Annotated in this window: 14 protein-coding genes; 12 read left to right on the top strand and 2 right to left on the bottom strand. The window is 71.9% G+C overall.

Going from position 1 to position 13,373, the window contains the following annotated elements; all coding sequences use genetic code 11:
* Positions 1–18: 18 nt before the first annotated feature.
* The 5 genes from ACX80N_RS15215 (at position 19) to ACX80N_RS15195 (ending at position 6,238) form a co-directional block, all read left to right on the top strand.
* Entirely contained in the window at positions 19–681 is a 663-nt protein-coding gene (locus ACX80N_RS15215; protein ID WP_459340065.1) for a DUF4345 domain-containing protein, read from the top strand.
* A 148-nt stretch (positions 682–829) separates the two neighbouring features.
* Positions 830–1,825 (top strand): bifunctional riboflavin kinase/FAD synthetase, encoded by a 996-nt coding sequence (locus ACX80N_RS15210; protein WP_459340064.1) that lies wholly within the window; start codon positions 830–832, stop codon positions 1,823–1,825.
* 103 nt (positions 1,826–1,928) lie between these two features.
* On the top strand, positions 1,929–2,198 hold the full coding sequence (rpsO, locus tag ACX80N_RS15205) for a 30S ribosomal protein S15 (RefSeq protein WP_105031561.1): 270 nt from the start codon (positions 1,929–1,931) through the stop codon (positions 2,196–2,198).
* 292 nt (positions 2,199–2,490) lie between these two features.
* Positions 2,491–4,755, top strand: a complete 2,265-nt coding sequence (locus ACX80N_RS15200; RefSeq protein ID WP_459340063.1) for a polyribonucleotide nucleotidyltransferase — start codon at positions 2,491–2,493, stop codon at positions 4,753–4,755.
* A 112-nt stretch (positions 4,756–4,867) separates the two neighbouring features.
* A complete protein-coding gene (locus ACX80N_RS15195; protein ID WP_459340062.1) occupies positions 4,868–6,238 on the top strand; it encodes a M16 family metallopeptidase in 1,371 nt (456 codons plus the stop codon).
* Between the two features lie 9 nt (positions 6,239–6,247).
* Here the strand turns inward: ACX80N_RS15195 and ACX80N_RS15190 are convergent, their stop codons facing one another.
* Together ACX80N_RS15190 and moaA are read right to left on the bottom strand one after the other, a co-directional pair.
* On the bottom strand, positions 6,248–6,499 hold the full coding sequence (locus tag ACX80N_RS15190) for a MoaD/ThiS family protein (RefSeq protein WP_105031676.1): 252 nt from the start codon (positions 6,497–6,499) through the stop codon (positions 6,248–6,250).
* A 1-nt stretch (position 6,500) separates the two neighbouring features.
* Positions 6,501–7,580, bottom strand: coding sequence for a GTP 3',8-cyclase MoaA (moaA, locus tag ACX80N_RS15185; protein ID WP_459340061.1), 1,080 nt, complete (start codon positions 7,578–7,580; stop codon positions 6,501–6,503).
* 194 nt (positions 7,581–7,774) lie between these two features.
* On the opposite strand from moaA, the gene ACX80N_RS15180 reads away from it, so the two are divergent.
* From ACX80N_RS15180 to ACX80N_RS15150, 7 genes are read left to right on the top strand one after another with little or no spacing between them, the layout of a single operon-like run.
* Complete coding sequence (locus ACX80N_RS15180) at positions 7,775–9,325, top strand: molybdopterin-dependent oxidoreductase (protein ID WP_459340060.1); 1,551 nt, start codon at positions 7,775–7,777, stop codon at positions 9,323–9,325.
* A gap of 53 nt (positions 9,326–9,378) precedes the next feature.
* Entirely contained in the window at positions 9,379–10,683 is a 1,305-nt protein-coding gene (locus ACX80N_RS15175) for a molybdopterin molybdotransferase MoeA (RefSeq protein ID WP_459340059.1), read from the top strand.
* A 26-nt stretch (positions 10,684–10,709) separates the two neighbouring features.
* Positions 10,710–11,207, top strand: coding sequence for a cyclic pyranopterin monophosphate synthase MoaC (gene moaC / locus ACX80N_RS15170; protein WP_459340058.1), 498 nt, complete (start codon positions 10,710–10,712; stop codon positions 11,205–11,207).
* Complete coding sequence (locus ACX80N_RS15165; RefSeq protein ID WP_459340057.1) at positions 11,204–11,689, top strand: MogA/MoaB family molybdenum cofactor biosynthesis protein; 486 nt, start codon at positions 11,204–11,206, stop codon at positions 11,687–11,689. The genes moaC and ACX80N_RS15165 overlap by 4 nt, the downstream gene beginning before the upstream one ends.
* Positions 11,676–12,110, top strand: coding sequence for a molybdenum cofactor biosynthesis protein MoaE (locus ACX80N_RS15160; protein WP_459340056.1), 435 nt, complete (start codon positions 11,676–11,678; stop codon positions 12,108–12,110). Before ACX80N_RS15165 ends, ACX80N_RS15160 begins: the two co-directional genes overlap by 14 nt.
* 10 nt (positions 12,111–12,120) lie before the next feature.
* Positions 12,121–12,891, top strand: a complete 771-nt coding sequence (dapB, locus tag ACX80N_RS15155; protein ID WP_459340055.1) for a 4-hydroxy-tetrahydrodipicolinate reductase — start codon at positions 12,121–12,123, stop codon at positions 12,889–12,891.
* On the top strand, positions 12,888–13,367 hold the full coding sequence (locus ACX80N_RS15150) for a hypothetical protein (protein WP_459340054.1): 480 nt from the start codon (positions 12,888–12,890) through the stop codon (positions 13,365–13,367). Before dapB ends, ACX80N_RS15150 begins: the two co-directional genes overlap by 4 nt.
* Positions 13,368–13,373: the final 6 nt, after the last annotated feature.

Genomic DNA, 13,373 nt, shown 5'->3' with positions numbered 1-13,373 from the left:
CCGCCTCCAGGGAGTGACATGACCAGCAACAGCCCCGAGCACGAGAACCCCACCACGCCCGGCGGACGCGGCCGCGACGTCGCAGGAGCCTCCGGGGTGCCCCTCGAACCGGGCAGGCCCGTCGCGCCGTCGACGACGTCCTCCCCGCGCACCGGGACCACGGCCTCCGGCGATGCCGCACCCGCCGGCAAGGGCGGCACCACGCCGGCCAAGGCCGGGACCACCCCCGCCCAGGGCAAGAAGGCGGGCAAGGGCGGATCAGGCGACGACTGGAACGTCTTCCGCACCGTGGTCGTCCTTGTGGGCGTGGTCATCGCCGGGTTCGGCGCCTACTACCTGATCCTCGGCACGGCGGGCCTGCCCGACACCGAGGCCGACCCGGTGAACCCCACGCTGGAGAGCCAGTTCCGGTTCTTCTCGGCGATGATGGTGGGCGTCGGCGCCGCCTTCATCACCATCGCCATCAAGTTCCAGTGGGCCAACATGCTCTGGCTGGTGTGCCTCATGGTGTTCGCCGGCGGCATCGGGAGGGTCCTGTCCTGGGCCTTCTCGGGCACGCCCAACTACGTCCTGATCATCCTCATGGTCGTCGAACTGGCGTTCCCCCCGGCCCTGCTCGTCTGGCACAAGTACATCGCGAAGACGAGCGACCTCCGCAGGGAGTTCTCACAGCGCGGCTAGGCCGACGGTGCCGTACACGCCCGCGGTACCCCGTGCGTGGCCGCCCGATGCCGTACGGGGCGTACCGGTCGGCCATAATGAGATGGGCGATCGACCCGCCGGAGGACCCCCGGTGCCAGGGGGATCGGCCGGATCATGAAGGAGATGCGTGTACTACTGGAGAGACCTGGACAGCGTGCCCCCGGAGTTCGGGCCCTCCGTCCTGACGCTGGGCAACTTCGACGGCGTGCACCGGGGCCACCAGCGCGTCCTGCAGCAGGTCGTCGAGGCGGCCCGGCAGCGCTCCGCGGCCGCCGTCGTCGTCTCCTTCGAACCCCATCCGGCCCGGGTGCACCGCCCGGAGTCCGCCCCCGAGCTGATCATGGGCCTCGACGACCGCGTCGAGACCCTCGCGGAGTCCGGCATCGATGCGCTGCTGATGATGCACTACACCCTCGAGCTGGCCGCGAACTCGCCCGAGGAATTCGTGGAGCGCGTGTTCGTCCGTGCGCTGAAGGCCCGGGCGGTCGTCATCGGCCACGACGTCCGGTTCGGCCGCGGCAACAGCGGCGACCTCGACACCATGCGGGAACTCGGCCGGACGCTCGGCTTCGAGGTGATCGCGATCGACGACTTCGGCACCAGCTTCCCCATGGACGCGACCGACGCCGACGGCGACCGCCGGTGCTCGTCCACCTGGGTGAGGGAGGCCCTCGAGGCCGGCGACGTCGGTACCGCCGCCCGCGTCCTGGGCCGCCACCACCGCATGCGCGGCGACGTGGTGCACGGTGCGGCGCGCGGACGGGAGCTCGGCTACCCGACGGCGAACCTCGCCGCATCCTCCGAGGGCTACATCCCCGCCGACGGCATCTACGCCGGCTGGCTGACCGACCAGGCCGGGACCCGCTGGCCGGCCGCGATCTCGGTGGGTTCCAACCCGACCTTCGACGGCGTCGACCGGCAGGTCGAGGCGCACGTCATCAACCGGCCGCCCGAACGGGTGCAGGACTTCGACCTGTACGGTCAGGCCGTCGTCGTCGAATTCGTGGAGCGGCTACGCGGGCAGGTGGCGTACACCGGACCCGAGGCGCTGATCGCGCAGATGAGGCTCGACGTCGAGCGCGCGCGCGGGTTGCTTTCGACAGAACAACAGCCCAGACGCTAAACTGGCTGGAGATCCGGCTGCAGTCCGTGGTGGCTGGATTTTTCTGTGTCGTCGCGCAAGCGATGCTCAGCACCTGATCACGGTACAACTCTAGGAGTTACTCGTGGCCCTTGACGCCGCCATCAAGCAGGAGATCATCAAGCAGTACGCCCTCGCCGAAGGTGACACCGGTTCACCCGAGGTGCAGATCGCGATGCTCTCCCGCCGCATCCTCGACCTGACCGAGCACCTGAAGATGCACAAGCACGACCACCACACGCGTCGTGGCCTGCTTCTTCTCGTCGGCCGCCGCCGTCGCCTGCTGGACTACCTGCGGGACACCGACATCGCGCGGTACCGGTCGCTCATCGAGCGCCTCGGCCTGCGTCGATAACCAGCATCGGAAGGCGGCATCCTCCCCTCGGGGAGGAAGCCGCCTTTCTGCGCTGGGGTGACGACCAGCACCACCGGCAAGGAAAACCTGCACCAGCAGGAATGACAACGCACAACAGGAGTCGACCGGCACCGCGCATTCGCGGTCCTCGGTAGTGGTCTCCGGAACGCATCGAGACGATGCTGATCCGTGGATCTCGATCGAAGACCGGGTGCTGTGGGCCGTCCAGCAGGGACGGAACCCACGACGGGTGCCGATTGCCTCCGATACCCCAGAAACGGAGGTGACTCTCTTGGAGGGTCCCGAAATCCAGTTCGCCGAAGCAGTGATCGACAACGGTCGCTTCGGAACACGCACCGTCCGCTTCGAGACCGGGCGCCTCGCCCAGCAGGCCGCCGGCTCCGCCATGGTCTACATCGACGAGGACACCGCACTGCTCTCGGCCACCACCGCGGGCAAGCAGCCGCGCGAAGGCTTCGACTTCTTCCCCCTGACGGTCGACGTCGAGGAGCGCATGTACGCCGCGGGCCGCATCCCGGGCTCGTTCTTCCGCCGCGAGGGCCGCCCCTCCACTGAGGCCATCCTCGCCTGCCGCCTCATGGACCGCCCGCTGCGCCCCGCGTTCGTCAAGGGCCTGCGCAACGAGGTCCAGGTCGTCGTGACCGTCCTCGCGATCAACCCCGACGTCCGCTACGACGTCGTCGCCATCAACGCGGCCTCCATGTCCACCCAGCTGTCCGGCCTGCCCTTCTCCGGCCCAATCGGCGGCGTGCGCGTGGCCCTCGTGTCCGACGGCAGCGGCGCCGACCAGTGGATCGCCTTCCCCAAGCACTCCGAGCTCGAGAACTCCGTCTTCGACATGGTCGTCGCCGGACGCATCGCCGGTGACGACGTCGCGATCATGATGGTCGAGGCCGAGGCCACCGACAACTCCTGGACCCTCATCAAGGAGAACGGCGCTACGGCCCCCACCGAGGAGATCGTCGCCGACGGCCTCGAGGCCGCGAAGCCCTTCATCCGCGCCCTGTGCGAGGCGCAGGCAGACCTCGCGGGCCGCGCCGCGAAGCCGACCGTCGAGTTCCCGATCTTCCTGGACTACCAGGACGACGTGTACGAGGCGATCGAGGCCGCCGGGTCCGAGAAGCTCACGCAGGTCTTCCAGATCGCCGACAAGCAGGAGCGCGGCGCCGCGACCGACGCCCTGAAGTCCGAGCTCATGGACGCCCTCGGCGGCCAGTTCGAGGGACGCGAGAAGGAGCTGTCCGCAGCCTTCCGCTCGCTCAACAAGGCCGTCGTCCGCCAGCGCATCCTCAAGGACCAGGTCCGTATCGACGGCCGTGGCCTGAGCGACATCCGCAAGCTCACCGCCGAGGTCGAGGTCCTGCCGCGCGTGCACGGCTCCGCGATCTTCGAGCGCGGCGAGACCCAAATCATGGGCGTCACCACGCTGAACATGCTCAAGATGGAGCAGCAGATCGACTCGCTGTCGCCCGTCACGCGCAAGCGCTACATGCACAACTACAACTTCCCGCCCTACTCCACCGGTGAGACCGGCCGCGTCGGTTCGCCGAAGCGCCGCGAGATCGGCCACGGAGCACTGGCAGAGCGCGCCCTCGTGCCCGTCCTGCCGACCCGCGAGGAGTTCCCCTACGCGATCCGCCAGGTCTCCGAGGCGCTGAGCTCCAACGGCTCGACGTCCATGGGCTCGGTCTGCGCCTCCACGCTGTCGCTGCTCAACGCGGGCGTGCCCCTCCGGGCGCCCGTCGCGGGCATCGCCATGGGCCTCGTGTCCGACGTCGTCGACGGCCAGACGCGCTACGCGGCGCTGACCGACATCCTGGGAGCCGAGGACGCCTTCGGCGACATGGACTTCAAGGTCGCCGGCACGTCCGAGTTCGTCACCGCGATCCAGCTCGACACCAAGCTCGACGGCATCCCCGCCTCGGTGCTCGCCGCCGCGCTGAAGCAGGCGCGCGAGGCGCGCCTGCACATCCTCGGTGTCCTGCAGGCCGCGATCGACGCCCCGGACGAGCTCTCCGAGTTCGCGCCGCGCATCATCTCGGTCAAGATCCCCGTGGACAAGATCGGCGAGGTCATCGGCCCCAAGGGCAAGATGATCAACCAGATCCAGGAGGACACCGGAGCGGACATCTCCATCGAGGACGACGGCACCGTGCTGATCGGCGCCACGAACGGCGAGTCGGCCGAGGCCGCCCGCGCCGCCGTGAACGCCATCGCGAACCCGCAGGTCCCCGAGATCGGTGAGCGCTACCTGGGCACGGTCGTCAAGACCACGACGTTCGGCGCCTTCGTCTCGCTGACCCCGGGCAAGGACGGCCTCCTGCACATCTCCGAGCTGCGCAAGCTCGCCGGCGGCAAGCGCGTCGACAACGTCGACGAGATCGTCTCCGTGGGCCAGAAGGTCCAGGTCGAGATCACCAAGGTCGACGACCGCGGAAAGCTCTCGCTCTCGCCCGTCGTCGCCGAGGAGTCCGCAGCGACGTCCGAGGACGCCGGTATCGAACTGCCCGAGCCGGCAGCGGGCGACGACGACTGATCCGTCGCCCGCTCGACCTGAGCGGCCCATGGCCTGCGGCCCCGGCGCCTACCGATCGAACTCGGTCGGCGCCGGGGCCGTCGGCCTTCCCAGAACTCCCAGAAAGACCGGCATGTCCCTGTCCTCCGTAGTGTCCCTGCCCCTGCTGCCGACGCCCCGCACGGGGTCCGACGGCCTCGACCCCACCTTCGTGTCGGGCGATCCAGGAGGCAACGTCGTGCGCCGCAGCGTGCTGCCCGGGGGAGTGCGCGTGCTCACCGAGGCGATGCCGGGGCAGCGTTCGGCGACGATCGGCTTCTGGGTGGGCGTCGGTTCCCGTGACGAGGCCGAGGGCCAGCACGGCAGCACGCACTTCCTCGAGCACCTGCTGTTCAAGGGAACCTCGCGCCGCAGCGCCATGGACATCGCGTCCGCCTTCGACGAGGTGGGCGGCGAATCGAACGCGGCCACCGCGAAGGAGAACACCTGCTACTACGCGCGGGTGCTGGACTCGGACCTGCCCATGGCCATCGACGTCATCGCGGACATGGTGACCTCGGCCGTGCTCGACCCGGAAGAGCTCGAGCAGGAGCGCGACGTCATCCTCGAGGAGATCGCGATGGACAGCGACGACCCGGCGGACGTCGCCCACGAGAAGTTCGTGGAGCTCGTGCTGGGCGACCACCCGCTCGGCCGACCCATCGGCGGGACCCCCGAGGCCATCCGTGCGGTTCCGCGGGAGTCCGTCCTCGCCCACTACCGGCGCTACTACACGCCCGCCGAACTGGTGGTCACCGCCGCCGGAGGCCTCGACCACGACGTCGTCTGCCGGCTCGTGCAGGAGGCACTCGAGACAGCGGGGTGGACGCTCGACGAGGGCGCCCTGCCGGTCGCGCGCCGATCCACCACCGAGGCCCAGGTGCAGGGCGCCACGGGTACCCACGTGATCCGCCGGGCCGTCGAGCAGTCCAACATCCTCATCGGCTGCCCGTCCCTCACCGCCACCGACGAGCGCCGCTTCGCCATGAGCGTCCTGAACGCCGTCCTCGGCGGCGGCATGTCCTCCCGCCTCTTCCAGGAGATCCGGGAGAAGCGAGGCCTGGTCTACTCCACCTACTCCTTCTCGGCCTCCTACGCCGACGCCGGCTACTTCGGCATGTACGCCGGCTGCTCGCCCGCCAAGACGGGGCAGGTCATCGCGCTCCTCGGCGCCGAACTGGACCGGCTGGCCGCCGACGGCATCGACGCCGAGGAGCTCCGCAAGGCCGTCGGGCAGCTCTCGGGCGGGCTCGTCATGGCCCTGGAGGACAGTAGCTCCCGCATGTCCCGCCTCGGTCGCTCGGAACTGGTGTCGGGGGAGTTCGTCGACATGGACACCTCGCTCGACCGGATCCGGTCCGTCACGGCCGGGGAGGTGCAGTCGCTGGCCCGTGAGCTCGCGGCCGCACCGCGCACCACGGTCGTCGTCGGGCCGTTCGACTCCGAGGCCGACTTCACGCGCTGAAGGGCGCGGTCAGCCGCCGGCGAAGGGCGGCAGGACGTCGAGCACGTCGTCGTCCTGCAGGACGGTCGCGGGATCGCGCAACGCCACCTCGTTGAGCAGGAAGCTGCTGCGCTCCAGGACCCTCGCGAGGGACGGGGCGCCCGCTGCGGAAGGACGCTCGCGCAGCCCGTCGAGCACCGCGGCGAGGGTCCGTCCGCCGGGCAGGCGCTCCTCGTCCACGCCCGTCGCGGCCCTGGCCGCACCGAAGTACCGCACCAGCACGTCAGCCACCGATGGCGCTCATCGACCGGTCGGGCTGCACGAAGTCCTCGGCGCCGAGGCCCGTATGATCCATGCCGTGCGCGCGGGGCTTCAGCCACATGGCCTCGCGCCAGCGCCGGGCGACGGCGTCGTCGTCCGCGCCGGAGCGCAGGAGCCCCCGCAGGTCGGTCTCCTCGCGGGAGAAGAGGCAGCTCATCACCCTGCCCTCCGCGGTGACGCGCGTGCGGCGGCAGTCGGCGCAGAAGGGTTCGGTCACCGACGCGATGATGCCCACGGTGCCGAGGACGACGTCGGGGGTCTCCCTGGCCCGGACCTCCCACCGCTCGGCGGGGGCGCCGTCGCGCGTGCGCGGATCGGGGGTGAGGACGAAGCGGGTCTCGACGAGCGCGCGCATCTCGGCGGCCGTGACCATGCCCTCCTTCGTCCAGCCGTGGTCGGCGTCCAGGGGCATCTGCTCGATGAAACGCAGCTCGAAGCCGCGGGCCACCGCCCATGCCACGAGCTCGGGCGCCTCGTGGTCGTTGATGCCGCGCATGAGCACCGCGTTGATCTTCACGAGCCCGAGACCGGCGTCCGCCGCGGCCTCGATGCCCTTGAGGACGCGGTCCAGGAAGGGTCGCCGGGTCAGTTGCGCAAACGTCTCGGGGTGCAGGGAGTCCATCGAGACGTTGATGCGCGTCAGGCCGGCGTCCTTGAGCTGCACGGCCCGGCGGTCCAGGCCCAGGGCGTTGGTGGTCATGGAGATGGGCAGCGCGGGATGTCCCGTGCGGATGTCCCGGATGATCTCCAGCAGGTCTGCGCGCACGAGCGGTTCCCCGCCGGTGAGGCGCAGTTCGCGGATCCCGAGCAGATCGACGCCGATGCGGACCAGCCGTACGATCTCCTCGCGGGAGAGCACCTGGTCTTTCTGCAGCCAGTTGAGGCCCTCGGCGGGCATGCAGTAGGTGCACCGCAGGTTGCACTTGTCCGTGAGGGACAGGCGCATGTCGGTCGCCTGCCGGCCGTGGATGTCCAGGAGTCCCCGGCCTGCGTCCGCAGTGGCAGCGTGGGCACCGCGCGGCATCCCCAGGTGTACTCCCATGGAACGAGGGTACGCCCTCCGGCAGGCGGCGCCCTATCCGGGCGGCAGGGGACGCCCCGGCTGGTCCTCGGCGCCGGAATGGGGTAGGAGGGCCGCCCCGACAGGACCGGGGAACCGGGTGGGGGCGGCAGTCGTGTAACGGTGGGTCCCTGCCCGGCAACGCGCCGTCGCCGGGATCCCAGGGGAAGGCAGGAATGATTCGACAGCGGACATGGGCGGCGGTGTCGGGCGCCCTCGCCGTCGGGCTCGGTGTGATCGGCGGGGAGCTGGCCGCGGCCGCCCTGAGTCCCTCCGTGACGCCGGTCAGCGCCGTCGGCTCCGCCGTGATCGACGGCCTGCCGCCGGGCGTGAAGGACTGGGCCATCGCCTGGTTCGGCACCGCGGACAAGGCGGTCCTGCTGGGGGCGATCGCGCTCGTCATCGCGGTCCTCGCCCTCGTCGCCGGCGTGCTGGAGCACCGCAGGCGTTTCGCCGGTCGGGCGGTGGTCCTCGCCTTCGGCGTCCTCGGCGTCCTCGCCGTGGCATCGCGCCCGCAGTCCTCCCTGGTGTCCTTCGTGGCGCCCGTTCTCGCCGCGGTGCTGGCGGTGCTCGTCCTCGATGCCCTCGTGCGCTCTCTCGGGTCCTGGACCAGGGCGGCCGGGACCGACACCGAGGGCTCCACCCCGGCACGCCGGCGGTTCCTGCAGGGCGCGGGAGGCGCGGCGGTGGTGGCTGCCGCGACGGGCGCCGCGGCTGCCGGGGTGCGCTCGTCGCAGACCACGGTGGCGCAGCAGCGCGCCGCCCTCCGCCTTCCCGCCCCTGCGGACGTCACCCCGCCTCCCGAGGGGTCCGTCGTCCCCGACGGCGCGGACCTCGAGATGGAGGGCATCACGGAGCTGGTGACGCCCTCCGACGACTTCTACCGGATCGACACCGCCCTCGTGGTACCCGTCGTCGATCCGGCGCAGTGGTCCCTGAAGGTCACCGGGCTCGTGGACCGCGAGGTGGAGATCACGCTCGACGAACTGCTCGCCCTGCCCCTCATCGAGCGCCACATCACCCTCGCGTGCGTGTCCAACACCGTGGGCGGGGACCTCACGGGCAACGCCCGCTGGCTCGGCTGGCCGGTCCGCGAGCTCCTGGCCCGCGCCGGCGTGCAGGCGGGCGCGGACATGGTGCTGTCGCGGAGCGTCGACGGGTTCACCGCCGGCACGCCCCTGGAGGCCCTGACCGACGCACGCGACTCCCTGCTCGCGGTCGGCATGAACGGCGAAGCCCTGCCGGTCGAGCACGGCTTCCCGGTCCGGCTCGTGGTCCCCGGACTCTACGGTTTCGTGTCCGCGACGAAGTGGGTGAGCGAGCTGAAGGTCACCCGCTTCGCCGACGACCGCGCGTACTGGTCCACGCGCGGCTGGTCCGAGCGGGGCCCCGTCAAGACCTCCTCCCGCATCGACGTCCCGCGCTCCGGCGCGCGCATCCCGGCGGGCGACGTCGTCGTGGGCGGCGTGGCCTGGGCCCAGCGACGGGGAGTGGAGGCCGTGGAGGTGAGGGTCGACGGCGGCCCTTGGCAGCGCGCGACACTCGCCCGGCCGATCTCCGCCGACACCTGGTGCCAGTACAGCACCACGCTGCGGCTGGACGCCGGCTCCCACACGCTCCAGGCACGTGCCGTCGACCGCACGGGGGACGTCCAATCCGAGGCGTCCGTGGAGCCGGCGCCTGACGGGGCGGAGGGACTGCACACGGTAACGTTCACGGTGACCTAGACCACCGGGTCGGCCCTCCTGCACCGGGCCGCCGGCCGACGCGGAAGGCAGCCATGAGAAGAACCGTCGACGAACACCGGGCCGCCGTCGCCGGGCTCCTGCGCTGGAGCAGCGGGTACGACGGTGCCGGGGCAGAGGTCCTGCCGCTCGCCGCGGCGCTGGGTCGGGCACTGGCCGGGGACGTCGCCGCGCCGGTGAGCCTGCCGCCCTTCGCCAATTCCCAGATGGACGGCTACGCTGTCCACGCCGACGACCTCGCCGGCAGGGACGCCTTCGAGGTCGCCGACGCCATCCCCGCCGGCTCCGTGCCGCCGCCCCTGGCACCGGGCACCGCCGCGCCGATCATGACGGGCGCCATGCTGCCCGAGGGCGCCGCCGCCGTGGTGCCCATCGAACGCGCCGACCCGGCGCAGTTCCACTCCGCCACGGACAGGGCCCGCGGACCCGTCACCGTCCGGCTCCCCGCCGGCATCGACGCCGGCCTGTTCGTCCGGAACGCCGGCAGCGACATCGCCGAGGGGGAGGCGGCGCTCCGGGCAGGCACGCTGCTCGGCCCCGCCCAGCTCGGTCTCCTCGCCGCGTGCGGTGTCGGCGAGGTGCCCGTCCGTCCCCGCTTCCGCGTGCTGCTGCTCTCCACGGGTGACGAGGTCGCCGAGCCCGGCGCCCCGCTGGCCCCCGGCTCGATCTACGACGCCAACACCACGCTCCTGGAGGCGGCCCTGCGCGAGGCCGGGGCCGAGGTCTCCCGCCACAGGCTCCTCGGCGACGACCCGGCGGTGCTGCGCGACGCCTTCGGGGCCATCCCCGCCGGCAGCACCCACCTGGTCCTCTCCACGGGAGGCATCAGCCAGGGTGCGTACGAGGTGGTGAAGCAGGCGCTGGCCGACAGCAGCGTGGAGTTCTCCTCCGTCGCGATGCAACCGGGTGGCCCGCAGGCCCACGGCACCATCTCGGGCATCCCGTTCCTCGGGTTCCCCGGCAACCCCGTCAGTGCGATCGTCTCGTTCGAGATGTTCCTGCGCCCGGCCCTGCACCAGCTGACCGGCGTGCCCGCCCCGCGCCCGGTGCTGGAGGCAGTCCTCGTCGACGCCCTCGACAGTCCCCGCGCGAAGCACCAGCTGCGGCGCGGGCTCTACCGCGACGGCAAGGTGGCACTCGTCGGCGGGCCCGACTCCCATCTCCTGCACGCCCTCGCCGCCTCCAACTGCCTGGTGCACGTCCCGGAGGGCGTCGCCGCGCTCGCCCCGGGAGACCGCGTCGAGGTCACGCTCATGGGCCCGGTGCCCACGGACCCCTTCGCCGTCGAGGACGTGCTCGTGCTGGACGAGGCCGGTACGGATGCGGCCGGCACTGGTTGAATGGACTCCGCAGAAAGGATCCAGCCATGAGCACCCCACCTCCCACCCCGCCGCCCGCGGACGCGCTGTCGCACGTCCGCGCCGACGGCACCGCCCACATGGTCGACGTCTCCGGCAAGCAGGCCACCGTCCGCCAGGCCGTCGCCGAGGCGACGCTCGAGACCACGCCCGACGTCGTCGCCCTCATCACAGAGGGGGACCTGCCGAAGGGCGACGCCCTCGCCGTCGCCCGGATCGCCGGCATCATGGCCGCGAAGCAGACGTCCTCGCTCATCCCGCTGTGCCACCCGCTCCCGCTGTCCAAGGTGACCGTGGACTTCGAGCCCGACGGCGGCGCCGTCCGGATCATCGCGCTCGTGCGGACCACCGCGCTCACGGGCGTCGAGATGGAGGCGCTCACGGCGGCGTCCGTGGCGGCCCTGACGCTGTACGACATGATCAAGGCCGTCGACAAGCACGCGGTCATCAACGGCACGCGCGTGGTGTCGAAGTCCGGCGGCAAGAGCGGGGACTGGACCATATGACCGCTCTCCGCACCGCCGCCGTGGTCATCGCCTCCACCCGGGCGGCCGCCGGCATCTATCAGGACGAGTGCGGGCCCGCGATCGCCGAGTGGCTCTACCGGCACGGCTTCGCCGTCACGGACGCCGTCGTGGTGCCCGACGGCGACGCCGTCGGGTCCGCGATCGGCGCCGCGCTCGAGGCGCGCCCGGCGGTCCTGATCACGAGCGGGGGGACCGGCCTGAGCCCCGACGACGCCACCCCCGAGCAGACCGCCCCCTACCTCACCCGCAGCCTCCCCGGCATCATGGAGGCCATCCGCCGGGCAGGTGCGGACGCGGTCCCCACCGCCGTCCTCAGCCGCGGGCTGGCGGGCACCGCGGGCACGACCTTCGTCCTCAACCTGCCCGGATCACCCGGCGGGGTGCGCGACGGGCTCGCCGTCCTCGCACCGCTCATCGACCACATCTGCTCCCAGCTGGAGGGCCACCATGACCACCGGTGAAGTGATCCACGCAGCCGTCGCCGCCACCCCGATCACCCCCGAGGAGGCCCACGCCGGTGTCGACTCCCCGTACTGCGGGGCCGTGGTCGGCTTCAGCGGCGTGGTGCGGGACCACGACGGCGGGCGCTCCGTCACGTCCCTGAGCTACTCCGCCCACCCGAGCGCCGAGCGGGTGATCCGCGAGGTCGCCGAGGAGATCGCCGCCCGCCACGACGGCGTCCGCATCTGGGTGGCCCACCGGATCGGCCCCCTGGCCATCGGCGACCAGGCGCTCGTCGCCGCCGTCGGCGCCGCGCACCGCGGGGAGGCGTTCCGGGCCTGCTCGGACCTCGTGGACCTCGTCAAGGAACGCGTGCCCATCTGGAAGGAGCAGTTCTTCACGGACGGGACCGTGGAGTGGGTTGGCGCAGGGGAACAGTAGGGTTGGGGGCATGACCGAACACCTGCCCGTGGCCGTCCTGGGCGCCCGCGGCCGCATGGGCTCCGAGGCCGTGCGCGCCGTCGAGGCCGCTGCCGACCTGGAGCTCGTCGCGGCCCTCGGCAGCAGCGACCCGCTCGACTCGCTCCTGTCCGCCGGCGCGCGCGTCGTCGTCGACCTCACCGTCCCGGACGCCACCGTCGGGAACGTGTCCTTCGCCGTCGAGCACGGCATGCATGCCGTGGTCGGGACCACCGGCTGGACGGACGAGCGCCTAACCCGCCTGGAGACGCTGCTGGCCGGCAGCCCCGGCACGGGCGTGCTGATCGCACCGAACTTCGCCCTCGGCTCCGTGCTCGCCACGGCCTTCGCCGCGGCCGCCGCACGGTACTTCGAGTCCGTCGAGATCGTGGAGCTGCACCACCCCGACAAGGTGGACGCGCCCTCCGGCACCGCCGTCCGGACCGCACGGCTCGTCGCCGCCGCCCGCGCAGCAGCGGGCGTGCCGCAGGCTCCCGACGCGACACGCGAGATGCTCGACGGCGCCCGCGGAGCCGGGATCGACGGCGTCCCGGTGCACTCGGTCCGCCTGCGCGGGCTCACGGCGCACCAGGAGGTGCTGCTGGGCAGCCCGGGGGAGCAGCTGACCATCCGGCACGACTCCTACGACCGCGCGTCCTTCATGCCCGGCGTGCTCCTCGGCATCCGGTCCGTCGCCGACCACCCCGGCCTGACCGTGGGGCTCGACGGCTACCTGGACCTGCCGACCGGCGGGGCCCGGTGACCGCAGTGGAGTTCTACCGGCAGCATCAGGCAAAGCTCGGCGTTCTGCTCATCACGGCCCTGCTCGTCTTCTGGCTCGCCGTCGCCTTCCAGCGCAGCTTCCTGCTGCTCGGCGATCCGGAGCCGGTCGCGAAGGCCATCGGAGCCGCCTACCTCCTGCTGCCGTGCATCGGCGCCTGGGCGCTGATCCGCGAACTGCTCTTCGGGGCGCAGACGCAGCGCATGGCGCGCCGGCTCGAGGCCGAGGGCGGCCTGCCGGTCGACGACCTCCCGAGGGCGCCCTCCGGCCGGATCGTGCGTTCCGCCGCGGACGCGGCGTTCCCCGCCTACCAGGCGGAGGCCGAGGCGGACCCGGAGAACTGGCGCACCTGGTTCCGTCTCTCGTGCGCCTACGACGCCGCGGGAGACCGCAAGCGCGCCCGGCGGGCCATGCGCGACGCCGCGAAGCTGTACCGACAGGACGGCGCCGGCGCCTGACCGGGC

The sequence above is a fragment of the Arthrobacter sp. MDT2-16 genome (assembly GCF_054510925.1).
This window is presented reverse-complemented; position numbering and strand designations above follow the sequence as displayed.